Raw genomic sequence first — 17,096 nt, forward strand, 5'->3', positions numbered from 1 at the left:
AAGAAGCTCTGGCGGGTCAGGCGCGGGCGTTCTCAGAAGGCCGTGCGGATGTCGCTGCGCGGGTCCCCGTCTACCAGCCGGTCCTCGTACAGCCCTTCCTGCGCCCGGCGGCGCCAGGGCCGGGCGTACCGAAGAGCCACGTCGATGTCCGGGTCGGCCGAGTCGAGGTCGATGTCCGCGACCGCCAGAGCAGGCTGCCCATCGGCGGGGCACTGCGCCAGCCACCGACCGCCGGGCGCCACGATCCCGGACGGCACCGTGGCGCTGAACTGGGACGGGACGGAGTAGCCGACCCAGTAGTTGTAGAGCGTCCCGTACGCCTGGGCGACACGGGCACGGGGCGCGTCGTCGACCATCACCGACAGCAGGACGCAGTTGACGTCCAAGCGCTCGTACTCGGCAAACACCTCCGGGAAGTTGGCCTCGATACACAGCGCGAAGCCGAACCGAATCCCGTCCACCTCGACGACGAGCGGCTGATGTCCAGGGGAGTACAAGTAGGCCACCTCGGTGTGCGACAGGAACCGCTTGTCGTACCGTGCGACCAGCTGGCCGCGGTCGGAGACGACGTAGAGGCTGTTGTGCGGTCGGTTCGGCGGTGTGAGCGGGTGGATCGATCCGAACACCGTCCACAGGCCAAGCCTTCCCGCCAGGACGGTGATCGACTCCGCTTCCTCGCGCAGGACATCCCACGCGGCACGGCTCCAATCAGCCGGCACCAGCTCGCCCGCCGGGCCCGCCGCCATCACGTGCTTGCTCGGATAGGTGACTGCCCCCTCGGGGAACTGCACCAACCGCGCACCAGCCTCGGCGGCCTCAACCATCAGGGCCCGGATCTCCTGCCCGGCCGCCCGCAGTGCTCCTCGATCAGTGGGGTCTTCCGGCACCGTGCTCTGTGCGACTGCCAGCCGCAATGTCCTGGCCACACTGGGGCGTTCGTCGGGTGCAGAAGTCGTCGTCATCTCTCTCCGATCGGTGAGTGCTTGCTCGTGGGCGGTGAAGGGTGGTCGGCACGGGGCTGCGGTGTCAGATGGATAGCGCGGCGGAGTCGTCCTTTGTGGGGCCGAGGGTGAGGCGAGTGAAGTACTCGGTTTGGATGATCTGGGTGCGGTCGGCTTCGGGAAGGCGGGCGAGGATGCCGGGCAGTGGCCGCTCGCGTGCGACCTCACCGCGGTGCGCGAGGATCGCCGCCCACTTCTGCTCCAGCCAGGGGGAGACGTCGACGGTGGTGGTGGCGTAGGTGTCCGGCACCGCGAGCGCGGCTTTGCCGACGAACTCCAGCAGCGGCCCGAGTTCGCCGACACCGGACTCGGGGTGCGTGGCGCAGTACACGGCGCGCGGTTGCCAGGGCTTGCCGGCCGCGGGGTGAAGGTGCGGGAGCCCCGCGTCCTGAGCGGCGAGGAGAGCGGCCTGGTGGGTGCGGCGGTGGTCCGGGTGACCGGTCAGCTGGCCCAGGGCGTCGTGCGTGACCACGATGTCGGGGCGGAACGAGCGGATCTGCTGGACCAGGGCGGCGACCACCTCGTCGAGTGGCGCATCGACGAGCCGGGGACGGCCGGGGGCCGCCCTTTCGTTGCGGGCATCGCCGTATCCGAGCATGCGAGGGGCGCCCGCGCCGAGCGCCCGCAAGGCGTCGGCGAGTTCGGAAGCCCGCGGACTGTCGGGCGCCCACGTCATGGTGACGACGGCGGTGCGCGCGTGCGCGGCGGCGTGCTGGGCGAGGACACCGCCGGCGAGGAGGCTCTCGTCGTCGGGATGGGCGAACACGCCGAGCAGGGACGGCATCGTGGAGGACGCCGCCTTCTCGGGGATCAACTCGTCGTAGTCAGGCACGCTGTCCCCCTGCGGCCGAGAGGCTCAGTGCGCCGGCGGGGGTCCGGCCCGGCCACTGGAGGACAAGCCGTGCGCTGGGCTTGTCGAGCACATCGCCGGGCGGCAGCTGGTCGTCGGGCGTTGCGGCCGGGTGGACGGTCATCGGCGGATAGCCGCTCTCGCGCACCTCGCGGTCCCAGACGCGCACGCACTCGGCGAAGCGCTCCGCCACCTCTTCCGCTGCTGGGCCGTAGGCGTGGATGAAGAACTCCGTCATGCGGTCGGCCGGCTCCGGGGCATCCCTGACCTTCCGGTAGGTCAAGTAGGCGAGCGAGCCGTCCGCCAGGATCGCGGCCGCGTCCTGCTGCTCCACGAACGTGGACCCCTTCGGCGCGGACAGACGGCAGAACCCCGGCAGGGTCGTCGCGGCATAGACCTGCAACGTCTCGAAGTTGAAGATCCCCCGGACGACCAGGCCCGTGGAGCGCTCGTGCCGGGGACCGCGCAGAGCCTCGTCGAGACCGGCGGTGTCGCCGGGCGTCCCGTCCTCCCACCGCACCGTGACCTTGCCGTCGGCCAGCCGCACGGCGGGGGCGGTCCGGGCGGCCGCACCGCGGTCCCGCACGAAACCGCAGTACGTCCAGTGCTCGCAGTGCAGCACGTCGCCGCGCCGGACCAGGGTGAGGGAGCGGGTGTAGCCGCCCATCTCCAGCGGCACGACCAACCGGGCCCCCTCGGCAAGCTGCTCTCGCCATGCTGGTGCGATGTCGGACGCGTTGTGCGTGATCACGATCCCGTCGAACCCGTTGGCCGGGACGTGGCTCGGCGCGCCAAGCCGGCCGTCGCCGAGGACGGCGGTGACCCGACCGCTGCCCGCCTCCGCGCACAGCCGCTGCGTCCGGTGCACCACGTACGGGTCGACGTCCACGGTCACCACGCGCCCGCGTTCCCCGAGGACGTGGGCCAGGAGTTCCGCGTTGTATCCGCCGGAGCCGACCTCCAGCACGGTCATCCCCGGCACCAGCCGGAGTTGCTCGATCATGTCGGCCTGCAGCCAGGCCGCGGAGACGGAGCTGAGCGCGGTCTGGGGTGACTCGCGGACCGTCACTACGGCGAGGTCGTCGTGGTAGGCCGTCTCCAGCCGGGTCTCCGGGACGAACCGGTGCCGAGGCACCTCACGCAACGCGGCCTGGACCCGCGGCGAGGGCGCCCAGCCCTTGCTGATCACGATGTCCGCCATCCGCTCGCGCAACCGGACCGCCTCGACCGGCTCCCCGGGCACCGGAGGGACGGCGGCGGAGCACGCGTAGGAATGGACCGACGGGAGCCCCGGCAGCACCCCGGGCCACACCACGGTCAGAGCGTGCGCACTGGGCGCGAAGATCTTCCCGAGGGTCACCAAGGTGTTCAGGTCGTGGAACTCCCAGCGTACGAAGCGGTGTGGCTCGGGCAGAGAGAGTTCACCGTCCCAGCGGGAGATGCGGACCACGGCGGTGACGCGGCGTACATCCAGGCGGTCGTCGTGCAGCACGGTGATGACGTGAGCGTCCTCCACGCGCGCCGTCAGCCCGGTCTCCTCGTTCAGCTCCCGCACCGCGGCCGCTGGTGCGGCCTCGTCTGTCTCGATGCGGCCGCCCGGTAGCTCCCACATGCCTCGGGTGGAGCGGCCCAGCAGGACCCGGCCGAACGTATCGGTGACCACCACTGCGGCACCGAAGACGGCCTGCGGCTCGGGTCGCAGCTTCTCCTCCGCGCTGAATCCGGCCGGTCCGCGCAGGACCAGCACCGCCAGGCCCTCCGCGTCGAACTGCTCGACGTCCTCGAACCCGTCGGTGATCGCGGCTAGTTCGTTCTCGTCCAGCGCGATGTGGCGCCGCTCTTCCGGCGTGTTCTCCACGATCGGGGTGATGATGACCAGCACCCCACCCTCGCGCAGCCGGGCGGCCAGACGGCGAAGGACACGGGCGCGATCGCGGACGAACGCGATGCACAGCCGCAGCACGATCAGGTCGTAGCCGTCCTCGGCAAGAGCGGCCAGGTCGTCGCGCTCGACATCCAGGCTCAGCCAGCGCACCCCCTCCACCCCGGCGTGCTCCGCGCGGGCCCGCTCGAGCGCGCCCTCGGCGAAGTCCGCTCCGTCGACGGTGTAGCCGAGCGAGGTGAGGTAGACGGACATCTCGCCCGTTCCGCACCCTACGTCGAGCGCGCGGCCGCCCTCGGCTGCCGGGGCATGCTCGACGAGCAGGCGCTTCTCCTCGTCGCCGAGCCGCCGGAAGCCTCGCCCGCCGTTGTAGTGCTCGGACCAGTCAGTCCGGGTGTATCCCACAGGTCGCTCCTCGTTCGTGAAAGGCGGGGGTGGTGGTGCGGTGTCAGGGCAGTTCGACGGGGCCGTAGAGGGCGGCCGGCTGCTGGGTCTGCAGCGCCCAGTACCGGTCGCCGAACGACCAGTGCCACCACTCGGTCCCGTAGTTGATCAAGCCTGCGGTGGACAGCGCGTCGCCCAGGGTGGCCCGGTTCGTGCGGGCCCGGGCGCTCAGGTTGGGGGCGTCGGTGTAGCAGGCGCCTTCGGACTCTTCAGGGGAGGCGTTGACGCGCGTGCCCATGTCCAGCTCGCGGCCCTGGTGGTCGATCAGCGTCACGTCGACGGCCGCGCCGGCGGAGTGCGGCGCGATCTCCGGCGGTGACACGAAGCGGCTGGCGGCCTCCCGGAGCTCGGCGGCCTTCCAGTCCGGGTGGGCGCGGGCGAGCTCGTCGGAGTACTCCTCGAAGTACCGGCGCTGCAGGGAGGGGGGCCGGTAGCCCTCGATGAACAGCAACTGCACACTGCCGGGGAGCCGCGATTGCGCCTGCTGGAGCCGCGTGAGCACCCCCCTGACGGACGTGAGCCCAGGCGCCCGCAGCGTCCTGCTTGCGGTCGTCGACCATCAGGCCGTGTGCGCGGGCGTCGAGGAGGACCTCGCCGCGCTCCTGGACAGGGATCGCGGCGACCCGCCGGTCGGACATCAAAACGATGCTGCTGGCGCTCATGCGTTCCCCCAGGTGTCGACGTATGCGGCCACGCCGGTGCGGCGGGCCTCCTCCACGGCGCGCAGCCTCACGAAATCGCGGGCCGGCATCAACGCCTCCCACTCGGCCAAGGGCAGGACGCGGGCCTCGTCGTGCTCGCGCGGATTGAGGGTGATGCCCCGGATCTGTTCATCGGTCAGGCGACCGCCGTCGAAGATCAGCTGCAGAGTGCTGTATGGACGCTGCTCCCGGGGCTGTCCGAACACGGTGGCCAGCAGCCGGGGCGGCCCCGCGGCGGTCATGCCGGTCTCTTCCCGGCACTCGCGCACCACCGCGTCCCAGGGCCGCTCGCCCAGATCCATCGCGCCACCGATCATGTGCCAGGGGTGGCCGGGGGAGTAGACGGAGTGCAGCTGCAGGGGCCGGTCGTCCTCGTCGGTGACATAGAGGCACGCGTACGCGGCCGCCCGGGGCAGTGCGTCGGAGTACTGCTGCGGCGGCACCCACGTCGAGTCCGGCTGCGCACCGGGCACAGCACCGGCACGTTGACGGTGGCGGGTCATCCGCATCAGCGCCGGGCTGCCGCTGAAGCCGAGCTCCCGGTACAGGGGCGCAGCCTCCGGGCTGGTGTGCAGCTCGAACAGGGTGACGTCCTCGACGTCGGCGAGGTGGTCGAGGAGTGCGGATAAGACCGCCCGGGCGTAACCGCGGCGGCGGAACTCGGGCTGGGTGGCGACGATCTGTACGCGGGCGGCCCGTCCCCGGGGGTAGGTCGGGGCCGGGAGCACGGGGTGGATCAGGCCGAGGGCGCAGGCGGCCATCGTGCCGTCCGGGGCGTCGACGACGAAGGCCCGGGCGTCTCCCTCCGGCGTCAGCCGTGGCGCCAGCTCGTCCGTGCACTGCCGGACCCAGTCCTCGGTGAACGGTGCGGACAGGACGTATGCGGAGCGCATCCGGGTGATGGCTTCGGCGTCAGCGGGGGTTGCCGCGCGGACCGGCGGCCGTCCGGCGGCGTCGCGCGGCTCGGCCGCGGCAGTGAGTGCTGTGTCGTTCACTGGGCATCTCCTGTCGGTGAGAGGGCGGCACAGTGCTCGGCGCGCAGCCGGGCCAGGGTCCGCCGGCCGCGTTCGACCAGCTCGGGGTCGCCGTGGGCGGCGCCGTAGGCGATCCCGCTCACGGAATCGAGCGCTGCGTCGATGAGGAGGCGGGCCTGTTCGGCGGCGGTCAGGGACCTGCCGTACCCGGCCAGGAACGCCTCGAAGAGGTCGTCGCGGCCAGCCCAGGCGTCGGACAGGCGAACCAGATCCCGTACGGCCGGCCCCGGCTCGCTGCGCTCGAGGTCGATCACCGCCAGGAAGACCTCACGGTCGTCCGTCTCGTCGGCTGCGTCGGGGGTGGCGAGGATGTTGCGGAGCTGGAAATCTCCGTGGGTCTCCACCCACTCCAGTGGTGGCAGGTCCTCGGCCTGCCGGACGAGCTCGCGGACGAACTCCTCATCACCCTGCTGCAGATGAGACCGCGCCCCGGCCAGGTGCCGGTCGGCCTTGGCCACGGCCGGGCCGCTGTCGGCGGGAGCGGGCCGTGGGGGAGAGGACTGGTGGATGCGGCGGGCCAGCGCCCCGATCCGGTGGAAGACCTTCCTCTCCCGCTCCGGGGCAAGGACGGCGCCGTGCAGCGGGCGGCCCGGCACCGCGGTGAGGACCACCGCCCGCAGGGTCTCGTCGGCGGCGACCAGCCGGGGGGCGGCCGCCCCCAGCCCAGGTGCCCACGTCCGTAGCCCCCGCACTTCCCTGCCGTGGAACCGCTCGCTCTGGTGCACCTTCACATACCAAGTGCCGCCCTGGACGCCGTGGACCCGCCACACCCGGCTCTCCTCGCGCGCCCACGACGTATCCGTCCACTGCGCGATCCGGCCGACCGCCCGCTCCGCAAACTCCACGACCGCAGCGTCGGGACGGGCGGCAGATGTCTGGCCGGTCACGTCCGGCACGATGAGCAGCCGGTCGGCACCGGGGTCGAAGGCGATGCTGTCGCCGGTCAGTTGGAAGTGCAGGGCGAGCCGCGCGCCAGCGCTGTAGGCGTCCAGGCCCGCACGGCAGTACGCCACCATTGGGGCGGGCAGGGCGGCAAGGGGTGCCCAGTCCATCGCGTCGCAGACGTCCGGCTCGGCAATCTCCGGCTCGCCCTTCCACCGCCGGACCTCGAAGAAGTGCCCGGTACGACTGGCGCCTCCGGGGCTGCGGTGGTGCACGGTCACGGCGGCCCGCACGTCGGCCGGGTCGATGACGACACCGGTCTCCTCCCGTGCCTCGCGGATCAGGGCGGTGACCACGTCCTCGTGCGGACCGTCCAGATGCCCCGACGGTAGGTGCCACAGGCCGGCGGCGTACACCTGCCCGGCCCGCCGGGACAGCAGAACCTGCGGCCCGTCGGCGGTCTCTCGGCGCAGGATCAGGTGGACGTCCACCGGCTCGGTGTGCCGCTGCTCGCTGCTCATCGCGCTCCCTCCGGACGCCGGGCGAGCAGAACCCTGAACGTCGCTTCCTCGACCAGAGACCCGTCCACCACGTGCGCGTGGAGAAGGGCGAGGGCTTCGTCCTCGAACGCCTGGTGCCGCCCTGCGAAGAGCTCGGGAGCGGCGAACGACGTGGTGCGCAGGTAGCCGAGCACCTCGTGCGGCGCCCAGGCGCGGGTCACCGGGAACAGGTGCTCGGTGACGTCTTTGAAGGCCGAGTCGGCGAGGTCCTCCTCGTACGAGCGGCGGGGCTCGGCGTAGGCACGGCGGGCGCCCGCCCGGCGCTCGGCGCCCAGGTAGCGCTGGATCAATTCGCGCAGCGCACGGGTCCAGTCGGCGTCGTGGGTCCACAGGCTCCCGTCGCCCATGATCGCCACTGCGCCGCCCGGTGTGGCGACCCGGTCGGCCATCTCCAGGACCGCCTCACCGTTCATCCAGTGGTAGGACCGGCAGAAGGTGATCAGGTCCGGGCCGGAGTCCGGTTCGCCGGGCAGCGTCGCGAGCGGCTCGTAGGCGTCGGCCGCCGCGTGGACCAAGGTGAGGGTGCAGTGGCCGAGCACGGGGGTGAGGGCCTGCCTGGCCTGATGCAGCATCTGCGGGCTGACGTCGACGGCTTCGATGTGCGTCAGCTCAGCGCCGGCGGACAGGAGCGCGAGGGGCACCTGCCCGGTTCCGGTGCCCAGGTCGAGCAGCACCGGGGACGGCCGGCCCCGCAGCGTGCCGGCGAGCAGGCTCACCGCCGCCTCCGGCAGGCCGGGGCGGTGGCGGGCGTAGGCCAACGCCGCGCCCTCGAACATGGTCTCCTGTTTCGGTGCAAGGCCCGGAAGGGGCCCGTCGGGGTAGGTCACGGGGTGGCTCCCTCATCGCGCGGGTGGGTGGCGGGTAGCTGCCAGGACAGGCGTCCGCATTCGGACGCCGCGCGCTGCCCGCCGTCCGCGTCGAAGTAGAGGCGGTAGCGGTCGGGGGAGCGTGCGGCCCGCCACCGGTCGGCGAGGTCCTGGATCTCTTTCCAGATGTCCCGCGGCCCTTGGACGGTGACGCTCCAGCGCCGGTGGCCCACCGGCTCCGCGCGCATCCAGGATCCGCAGCCAGGTGCGCCGATCGCCAGGTGCTCAGACCCGAAGTCCCGCACCAGACCGCCTCCGAGGAGATGGTCGGCCGCCAGCCAGAATCCGCGGTCGCTGTCCGCGGGCGGCGCCAGCTTGCTCCGCTGGGTCCAGGTGCCGGGCTCGGTCGCCATACGCTGCCGGAGCTCCTCGTTGAGCCAGATCCGCGCCATGCCGTGCCCAGCGCGGTGGGCGAACTCCACGGCCCGCAGCTCTGCCGTGATCCGCCCGTCGGCGGTGCGTCCGACGACAGCGAGGCCGGGCCACGACGGGGACGCGCTGGTCACGTGCGCCAGCAGCTTGCCGTCGGGCGCGAGCTGCTCGACCAGGGCCGTCGGCACGCGCTCCACCGTGTACGACACGAAGATCCGATCGAACTCCCGGCCCGGCACGCCCTGTTCGCCCGATCCGCACACCACCTGCGGCCGGAAGCCGAGGTCGGCCAGCCGGGCAGCGGCCGCGTCGGTGAGGTGACGGTCCCGGTCGAGGGTCGTCACCCCCCGGTCGCCACAGACCTGGCAGGCCACCGCGGCGGTCACCCCCGCGCCCGTCCCGACGTCCAGCACACGCAGACCCGGGCGCAGATCCAGCTCTTCCAGCAGCGAGGCGGTCAAGCCCATCACCGTCGACATCGACGTGATCGACGCCCCCGACCGCGTCCCCCGTGCCCGACCCAGCAGCGGCTCCCCGTCGTGCTGGACGAGCACACTGGCCCCGCCGTACAGCAGCCCGAGGAGCTCGGGGCGGTCCTGCGGCGCCGACCAGTCCCGCAGATCCCACCGCGGCGGCTCCTTGCCCGGGGCACTGCGCCGTACGTACGCCTGCGGCATCAGCACTTCACGGGGCAGCGCGAGGAGGGCGTCGCGGACCGGGCCCGGCCGCAAAGACCCTTCCTCCTCGAGCCGGGCGACCATCACCGCCCGCGCGGCTGCCGGATCCGCTTGTGCATCCGTCGGCGTGGCCCCGCCGACCGGTCCGGCGGCGGGACAGGTGTCCAGAGTGCTCATCGCTCGCCCCAGCCGTCCTCGGAGTACGGGCGCCCCCGGAGGATTCCGTCGATCGCCCGTCGGGTGTACGGCACGACTGCGGCCGGAAGTTTCTGCGGCTCCCACCAACGCCACTCCACGCACCGGTCGGGCTCCAGGACCTCCGGGTCGCCGGTCCAGGAGCGAGCCTGGAAGACGAGCGCGATCCTGGGCCGCACGTTGGGGGAGTCGACATGGTGCACCGTGTGGACGAGGTCGACGTCCTCGGGCGCGATGGTGATGCCTGCTTCCTCCTTCGCTTCCCGGACCAGGCAGTCGATCGCGGCTTCCCGCTCGCAGTGTCCGGCCAGGAAGTGCCAGGTGTCCGGCGCGAAGGCGGAATCCGGGTGGCGCAGGCCGAGGAGGATCCGACCGTGGTCGTCCTGGAGATGGAGGTGGACACCAACGATGTGCAGCTCGGTCCCCGGCGGGACCTCGTCGGGCAGCGGATAGGTGTCGTCCGGCGGTCCCTCGGTCGCGGGGTGCTCGGCCGCGTGGCGCCGGATCAGCTCCCCGAGCCCGGGGCTCAGGCGTAGCCGGTCGAGCATGTCCACAGTGCACCACGTCAGCAGGACACCTTCGCGGAGATCCACCGCCCCGGCATCCCCACTCCAGCGCCCGGCATAGACGCTGATGGGCACCGCCACGCCGTCAACGCTCGTCGCCTCCTGGACGGCAAACGGCACCAGTTCCGTGGGCACCAGACCCGGCACCTCCTCGGCAAGCTCACGTCGTAGTGTCGCCTCGAGGCTGGCATCGTCCCGCGACCGTTTGCCTCCCACGAGGGCCAGCACCCAGGGCTCCCACATGCCTTCCCGGTCATCTCGTAGATGAAGGAGGTACCGGCCGGCTCCGTCATGGATCAGGGCGTTGGCGCTGACGGGCTCCGGGCACCCGTCGAGGCCGTCCGCCTCGGCGGCCAGGAGCTTGGCCCGCAGCGTCGGAGATCGCACGTCGGCGTACGGGAGCCACCGAGCCCCGGCGACTTCGTCGTCCTGCAGAGCGAGCGCGGGCGGTTGCTCGGCGGTGAGGTAGAACGCGAAGCGGACATCGAAGTGCTGGTGAGCGGGCTCGCCCTTGGCCGGGTTGGCGTCAATGTCATGGACGTCCACGTCGATCGGCTCGGCGAGGAACTGCGGGGTCAGGCACAGGTCACCGGGGCGCAATCCGGCCTCTTCGCACACCTCGCGCACGGCAGCGGCCAGGAGCGTACGGTCACCCGCCTCAACGTGGCCGCCGGGGCAAAGGAGCAGCCCTGTCACCCGATGGCCGATGTGGAGCACCCGGCGGTCGCGGTCGATGACCACGGCGCTGCAGGTCACGTGTCCGGGCAGCGTGGCGCGGCTGGACGGCTCCTCGGCCGCGTCGAGGACAGCCAACAACCCTTCCAGGGAGTCTCGTTCCTCGGCATGCCGGCTGAGGTAGGTCTCGATGGTCGCGCGGATATCAGAGCGGGAGGGCGGCACGTGATCACCTCGGGACGTGGCGGACGGAATGTACGGGCTGGGAGGGAGGGGCGCGCCTGGCGGCGGGTCCGCCGATGACGGCTCCGGGCCGGGGACCGTGTGCAGGTGGATGCTCACGGGCCACCTTCCAAGGAGCGGTCGTGCCGCACATCCACGGCGACTGCGGGATGGGGGACGGTCGGCCCCGACGGCGTCGGAAGTGTGGCGGCCTCGGCTGAAGGAGAAGCCACGGCGGGCGAGCCGGGCATGTCCAGCAGACTGCGCAGCGGGGAGCGGTAGAGGACCACGAGGGGGACGAGGAGGAGGCAGGCGCCGGCGACCAGGGTGGGGCGTACGCCGATCCAGGTGCCGAGCCCGCCGGCGAGGAGCGCGGCTACGGGCCGTGCACCGGAGGTGAGCCAGGTACTCACGGCCTGCATCCGGGCCTGCATGCCGTCGGCGGTGACGACCTGGCGAATGGTGCGCTGGGTCGTCCCCGCGGCCGCGGCACAGGCCAGCTGAAGGAACAGCGCACCACCGATGGCGAACTGCCAGCCCAGGCCCGGGGAGGCGAGGAGCAACGGGATCTGGGTGAGCGGGGTGATCGCGAGGGCGGCGAGCATCATCGGCCCGGGCCCGTACCGCGCCGCGAGTGAGGGGGCGGCCAGAGCGCCGGCCGCCGCGCCTAGGGCTCCGATGCCCAGGACCACGCCGAAGGCGGTCGCGCCCATGGCGAGGGACCGGAGCAGGTACAGCGCCCACAAGGTATTGAGGAGCGCCAGGGCGAACGACGTCGTCGCGTTGACGAGGGTCAGGGTGCGCAGCCGGTGGTCGCCGTTCACGTAGCGCAGGCCATCACCGATCTCGGTGTGCAGCCGACGGCCTGCCGCTGCCGGCCGGGAGCTTTCGGGGGCCTGGATGCGGGCGGTGCACCAGGCGCTGACGAGGTAGGACAGGACATCCCCGAGAAGCGCCCGGGCCGGTCCGAGGAGCGCGGTCAGGGCGGCGCCGAGGTTGCTGCCCGCGGTGGCGGCGACGGCGAAGAGCCCGCCGATGCGGCTGTTGCTCCGCTGGAGCAGGGACCGTTCGACCAGGCTGGGCAGAAGACTGATCGCGGCGGCATCGTGCAGCACCCCCGCCGCGCCTTGCACGGCCGCGACCACCATCAGCTGGGTCAGGGACAGCCGGTCGAGCGCGGCCCCCACCGGCACGCTGGCCAGCGCGGCGGCGCTGACCAGGTCGCCGGTGATCATCTGCCTCCGCTTGGAGTGTCGATCGGCGAGGGCCCCGGCGTGCAATGCCAGCAGTGCGGGCGGCAGTTGGCCCAGGAACGTCAGCCAGGCGACCTCGGCGGTGGTCGCGTCCAGTTCGAGCACCGCCAGCACGGGGATCACCATGCTGCTGATCGAGCTGCCGGTCACGCTGGCTGCCTGCCCGGTCAGGTAGCGGCGGAAGTTGCGGTGCCGCCACAACGACGGCCGGGTGCCGGGAGAGGAGGAGGGGTCAGTGGAGGAAGTCATGGAGCACCTCCTCGGCTTCCGTCAGGCGCTCGCACAGCTCGGCCATGGCCGCCTGCCGGTTGCGCCCGTACGCCTCGAGTTCGGGGGTGACGGCGGCCGGGTCGTCGACGGCCTCGGACAGGGGATACACCGAGCAGGCCAGGTATCCGGCGGCAAGGCGGGGCACGGCGAGGAGTTCTTCGGCCGGCAGCGCCGGGTTGGCTGCCCGGTAGGCAGCGACAGCTTCAGCGAGGCCGGTAGGCCACTGCGGCTGCGCCAGGACAGTGCGCGGGTCCAGGACGATCCGCCCGAGCTCCCAGGCGGGGCTGCGGTGACCGGGCGCCCGGAAGTCGATCAATGCGGCCACCTGCTGTCCGCGCAGGAGCAGGTTGGGCGAGGCCAGGTCTCCGTGGACGGTCTGCACCGTCAGCGTCGTCGGCAGCCCTTTGACCATGGCGGCCACGGCAGGCAGCGCGTCGAGCCGCCGGGCGGCGGTCTCCCGTACCCAGGCGGGAAACCCCGAGGTGGGCGGCCTCTTGGCGAAGAGGACGAGCAGCCTGTCAAGGCGCTGCCGGGCCCGCTTCACATCGCAGACTTCCCGGGCGGGTACACGGCGTGGAGGTCCGGCCGGGTGCCGGGCCAGGGTCCGGTGAAGGTGCCCGACGGTCTCGCCCACCGCGGCCCACCGATCGCCGGACAGGCCGCCCTCCGCCGTCTCCGTGTCCTCGACGTACGCCGCGACCGACACCGCCATACCGCCGGCGGCCGCGATGAGGTCACCTTCCAGGGTCTTGCGCACTACCGGAACCGGGATCCGGCCGAGCCGCGCGAACTCGCCGAGCTCGAGCGCCTGGCGCTCCGCGTCCAGATCGGTGCCCGCCGGGTATGACTTCACGAACCACCGGGCTCCGTCGCTGTCGCGGGCCACATAGTTGCGGGTCGCGGTCCCCGCAGGACCTTCGCCGACCACGGTCGGGACGATCCGGTAGAACAGCGTCAGGATCCCCGCCACGACCATCCCGTCCGACTCTGCGCCGTTCATCGCCGCACCCCCGGCCGGCCGGAGGGAGGCAGCAGCCGGCGCAGTGCTAGGGCATCCGCCTGCAGCTGCACCTCGTCCTGCCGTCCGAGATCGAGCGCATCGAAGGGCAGCGGCCCGCCCGGCGCCGGGTCCGTTCCGGCTTCACGTCGCGGAACGCAGTGCCAGTGGGCGTGCGGGATCTGGTTCCCCAGCAGCAGGTAGTTCATCTTCAGCGGCTCGTAAAGCGCCTCCACCGCGCGGCCCAGGGCCAGGACGTCGCGCCAGAACGCGGCCGCCTCTCCGTCGTCCAGCTCAGTGGGCTCGGCGACATGACGTCCTGTGTAGATCACGACGGCATACCCGCGGACCTGGCCGCTGCGCCACAGGTAGGCGTTGCTGACCTCACCGCGCCGTACGAGCAGGCCCCAGCCGATGTCGTCGGCGTCGAAGTCGTTTCGGCACATCGGGCAGCCGGCGCCGATCCGGTGCGCGGTGAAGTCCGCCGGCCAGGTGCTGCCGGCTGGTGAGTGCGCGGAGTGGGACTGAGGGTGGTCGGGGATCATGCTGCCTCGCCGGTAGTGCGCTGCTGCAGTTCCCACAGGGAGCGGAACAGCCCCGGCTCGCGGGTGAGCTCCTCGTAGGAACCTTCCTGGACGATGCGACCCTGATCGAGAACGATGATCTTGTCCGCGATGGCGACGTTGGCGAGCCGGTGCGTGATCAGCAGGATCGCCCGGTCCTTGGCCAGGTCCCGCAGCCCGGTGAAGATGCGATGCTCGGCCCGCGCGTCCAGAGCAGCGGTGGGCTCGTCCATCACCAGCAGAGCCGCCTGCCGGTGAAACGCCCTGGTGAGCACCACCCGCTGCCACTGGCCCCCGGACAGCTGCTGGCCGCCGAACCACTCGGACGTCAGCAGCGTGTCCAGACCGGACCGCAGATGGGGCAGCATGTCCGTCGCCCCGGACGCCTCGCACGCGGCGAGCACCGCGGCGTCTGCGGTATCCCCCTGCCCGAACGTGATGTTGTCCCGCATGCTCAACGGCAGATAGGTGTACTTCTGCGGCACCAGGGCGACATGCTTCCACGCCTCCCACGGGTCCATCTCGGCCGTAGCCACGTGGTCCCAGGCCACCTCACCTGCCGTGGGCAGGAGCAGACCGCAGATCAGCCGCGACAGGGTCGACTTGCCCGACCCGTTCTCACCGACCAGCGCAATGATCTCCCCGCGCCGCACCTGGAGGGAGACGCCGCTGAGACTGTCCTTCGGGGCGCCGTCGTACCGGTAGGTGACGTCGCGGACCTCGAACCGCTCCGGCGGAGCGGACAGCATCTTGGTACCGCGGGAAGCGGTCATGGCCTGCCCGTGGGCGTTGTCGAGGAAGTTCTGCCAGTCCTGCACGTACCAGCCGGTGCGCACCAGTCGGGCCCCGCCGTTGATGATGCCGCGCACGGACCCGGTCGCCGTCTGCAGCGCGAAGACCGCGCCGCCTCCGGCCGCGAGGCTCATGCGCCCGGAAGCCAGGAGCCACAGCAACGCGGCCCACACAGCGGCCGCCGCCACTCCGCCGGCAACCGCGCCGGCCAGTCCCATCCACGCGCCGGTGTTCGCGGCCTTGCGCTCCGCGGCGTTGACCGAGGCGGCGAGGCGCCGGTACCGGGCGGTGAGGAAGGGCCCGGCCAGGCAGGCTCGCATCTCCTCGCTGGACTCCATGTACGCCATGTGCCAGCGCAGCTTGTGCAGCATGCGGCGGCGCCCGGAGGTCTCGAGGCCCGCCAGGTACACCACCCGGGCGGCCCGTACGTACGCGGCGGCCTGTGGCAGGCAGGCCAGGAGAAGCAAAGGAAGGAGCACCGGGTGCAGCACGGCGAGAACGGTCGCGCCGGCGGCGAGCGTAGCCGTGGCCGCCAACACGTCCTGCGCCTCGTCCACCAGGTCCGGAGTGACCTGGGCACCGCGGTCGGCGATGTCGTAGAAGTCGTTGTAGCCGGGCTTGTTGTTCGCCGCCAGCTCCGCGCCGAGCGCGGCCTCGATCATCGTCAGCTCCGCCGCCCGGGCCAGCACCGGCCGCAGCCGCCCGGTCAGCCACGTCACCGTGATCCCCAGCAGCGCCCGCAACCCCGTGGCCGCGGCGACGACCGCCAGCTGTGGCGCCGCCTCCCACAGGCGTTCGGTGATGTCGCCCGACGAGATCAGCGCGGTGATCGACCCCGTGACGGCGAGCAGCCCCAACGCGGCAAGCACGCCGGTGCCGATCTGGCACGCGAGCAGTCCGGCCGTCGCACCTCGGTCCACCTGCCAGGCCATCTTCAGTGACCGCAGAACCAGTGCCGGCAGCCGTCGCGCCATGGTGCCGGTGGTCAGCTGCGCCCCAGCCTGATGCCTCGATTCGTCCCGGTAGAGGAACTCCTCGTCCTGGGCTCTGCTCGTCTCGTCCGGCGCACCCGCCTCTGATGTGCCGGTATCCGGCTGGTCCTGTGTGCTGGCCGAGGTCAACGTGGCCCCCTGACGGTCGCTGCGGCTGGGTCGTGAAGCTCAACGACCCGACATGAATTTCGAACACCTGTGTTTCAGTCGAGCTGGGAACCCCGGAATAGAGCGCGCGGCGGAGACTGCGGGATGCACCGACCCTTGGGGTCTACGGGTGCAGATGCTTCGTGCAGTTGGCCGAAACGCCGAGGCTCGCGTCGAGGTCCGTATATCGAGAGGGCCGGCAGGACAGCGGATGTTCGGCCGGCCCACCGGGCGGAGTCACATGCGGGCGATGTCGAGGGTGACGATGACCGGGAGATGATCGCTCAGCTGCTGGGTGACGGTGTCGTCGAGTACCTCGTAGGAGTGCAGCGCCGAGGCGAGCGTGGTGGAGAGCAGGACATGGTCGGCTCGGTGGTCCCACTTCTGCTCCGGACGCAGGTGGCCCGCGGTGCGTGGGATGGGCTGATCGAGATGGACGGGCGGGTCGACGAATCCGGCGTGCATGAGCGCGCGGATCGCCCGGCGGTCTGTGCCGCCGTATGAGCCGTCGGGCAGCATGAGGCGGTGCCCGGAGTGCTGGTTCGCCGGGATCAGATCCCAGTCCTCCGGCTCTTCGTCGTCGGCGCCGGGGGTGTTGAGATCTCCGGCCAGCAGGGTGCGTGCGCCGGCGTGCTCGGTCAGCCACTGGACTTCTGCCAGCCGGTCCTGCGGGCTGAACGGGTCGAGGTGGGTGTGAAGGAGCACGACCGGCTCCCTGACCCCGGTGATGCGCAACCGGGCTCGCAGGACGGTGTGGTGGAAGTTGCCGCATGCACCGTCGGGGGAGAACCCCAGACACTGCACCCGCGGCCACCGGTAGTACGTGACGAGGTGGCATCCGTGACTACGCGACCGCGCGACCAGCGGCTGCATCCCCAGCCATTCCGCGGTTGCGTACACGCGTTCGGAGTCCTTCTGGTCCCAGTGCTTGGCCTCCTGGAGGTTCAGCACGTCCAGGTTCAGGCCGCCCAGCAGGCCGACCTGGTCCTCCCAGCGCTCCTGGCCGCCGTTGAGGAGGTTGTAGCTGCCCACACGCAGCTGCCGGTCCGCCGGTAAGAGGAGTGGCGAGTCAGTCATACGGCTGGTATCTCACTTTCGCGTAATTGGATCATGCAGACGCGTCCAGGGCCGGCGCCCGCAGGCGTGGGGGCGCCG

Annotated in this window: 13 protein-coding genes and 1 pseudogene; all 14 read right to left on the bottom strand. The window is 71.7% G+C overall.

The window, feature by feature from the left end; translation table 11 throughout:
• Positions 1-32 precede the first annotated feature (32 nt).
• Positions 33-962, bottom strand: coding sequence for a carbon-nitrogen hydrolase family protein (locus JS756_RS16345; RefSeq protein ID WP_205383845.1), 930 nt, complete (start codon positions 960-962; stop codon positions 33-35).
• Between the two features lie 64 nt (positions 963-1,026).
• Positions 1,027-1,785 (bottom strand): PIG-L deacetylase family protein, encoded by a 759-nt coding sequence (locus JS756_RS16350; protein WP_205383921.1) that lies wholly within the window; start codon positions 1,783-1,785, stop codon positions 1,027-1,029.
• 40 nt (positions 1,786-1,825) lie between these two features.
• Positions 1,826-4,138: a methyltransferase, FxLD system gene (gene fxlM, locus JS756_RS16355; RefSeq protein ID WP_205383846.1), complete on the bottom strand. Its 2,313-nt coding sequence runs from the start codon at positions 4,136-4,138 to the stop codon at positions 1,826-1,828.
• A gap of 43 nt (positions 4,139-4,181) precedes the next feature.
• Positions 4,182-4,839, bottom strand: a pseudogene (locus JS756_RS16360) (M15 family metallopeptidase).
• Entirely contained in the window at positions 4,836-5,873 is a 1,038-nt protein-coding gene (locus JS756_RS16365) for a bifunctional GNAT family N-acetyltransferase/NUDIX hydrolase (protein ID WP_205383847.1), read from the bottom strand. The pseudogene JS756_RS16360 and the gene JS756_RS16365 overlap by 4 nt, the downstream one beginning before the upstream one ends.
• Positions 5,870-7,315: a phosphotransferase gene (locus JS756_RS16370; RefSeq protein WP_205383848.1), complete on the bottom strand. Its 1,446-nt coding sequence runs from the start codon at positions 7,313-7,315 to the stop codon at positions 5,870-5,872. The genes JS756_RS16365 and JS756_RS16370 overlap by 4 nt, the downstream gene beginning before the upstream one ends.
• Entirely contained in the window at positions 7,312-8,181 is an 870-nt protein-coding gene (locus JS756_RS16375; RefSeq protein ID WP_307790712.1) for a class I SAM-dependent methyltransferase, read from the bottom strand. The genes JS756_RS16370 and JS756_RS16375 overlap by 4 nt, the downstream gene beginning before the upstream one ends.
• Entirely contained in the window at positions 8,178-9,446 is a 1,269-nt protein-coding gene (locus JS756_RS16380) for a protein-L-isoaspartate O-methyltransferase family protein (RefSeq protein ID WP_205383849.1), read from the bottom strand. Before JS756_RS16380 ends, JS756_RS16375 begins: the two co-directional genes overlap by 4 nt.
• Complete coding sequence (locus tag JS756_RS16385; protein WP_205383850.1) at positions 9,443-10,930, bottom strand: NUDIX domain-containing protein; 1,488 nt, start codon at positions 10,928-10,930, stop codon at positions 9,443-9,445. The genes JS756_RS16380 and JS756_RS16385 overlap by 4 nt, the downstream gene beginning before the upstream one ends.
• A gap of 113 nt (positions 10,931-11,043) precedes the next feature.
• Entirely contained in the window at positions 11,044-12,429 is a 1,386-nt protein-coding gene (locus JS756_RS16390; protein WP_205383851.1) for an MFS transporter, read from the bottom strand.
• On the bottom strand, positions 12,413-13,450 hold the full coding sequence (locus JS756_RS16395) for a phosphotransferase enzyme family protein (RefSeq protein ID WP_205383852.1): 1,038 nt from the start codon (positions 13,448-13,450) through the stop codon (positions 12,413-12,415). Before JS756_RS16395 ends, JS756_RS16390 begins: the two co-directional genes overlap by 17 nt.
• Positions 13,447-13,992, bottom strand: coding sequence for an HIT family protein (locus JS756_RS16400; RefSeq protein ID WP_240203859.1), 546 nt, complete (start codon positions 13,990-13,992; stop codon positions 13,447-13,449). The genes JS756_RS16395 and JS756_RS16400 overlap by 4 nt, the downstream gene beginning before the upstream one ends.
• On the bottom strand, positions 13,989-15,923 hold the full coding sequence (locus JS756_RS16405; protein WP_205383853.1) for an ATP-binding cassette domain-containing protein: 1,935 nt from the start codon (positions 15,921-15,923) through the stop codon (positions 13,989-13,991). Before JS756_RS16405 ends, JS756_RS16400 begins: the two co-directional genes overlap by 4 nt.
• A 255-nt stretch (positions 15,924-16,178) precedes the next feature.
• Complete coding sequence (locus JS756_RS16410; RefSeq protein ID WP_240203860.1) at positions 16,179-17,018, bottom strand: endonuclease/exonuclease/phosphatase; 840 nt, start codon at positions 17,016-17,018, stop codon at positions 16,179-16,181.
• Positions 17,019-17,096: the final 78 nt, after the last annotated feature.

The organism is Streptomyces actuosus (assembly GCF_016921115.1).
Lineage (GTDB): Bacteria > Actinomycetota > Actinomycetes > Streptomycetales > Streptomycetaceae > Streptomyces > Streptomyces actuosus_A.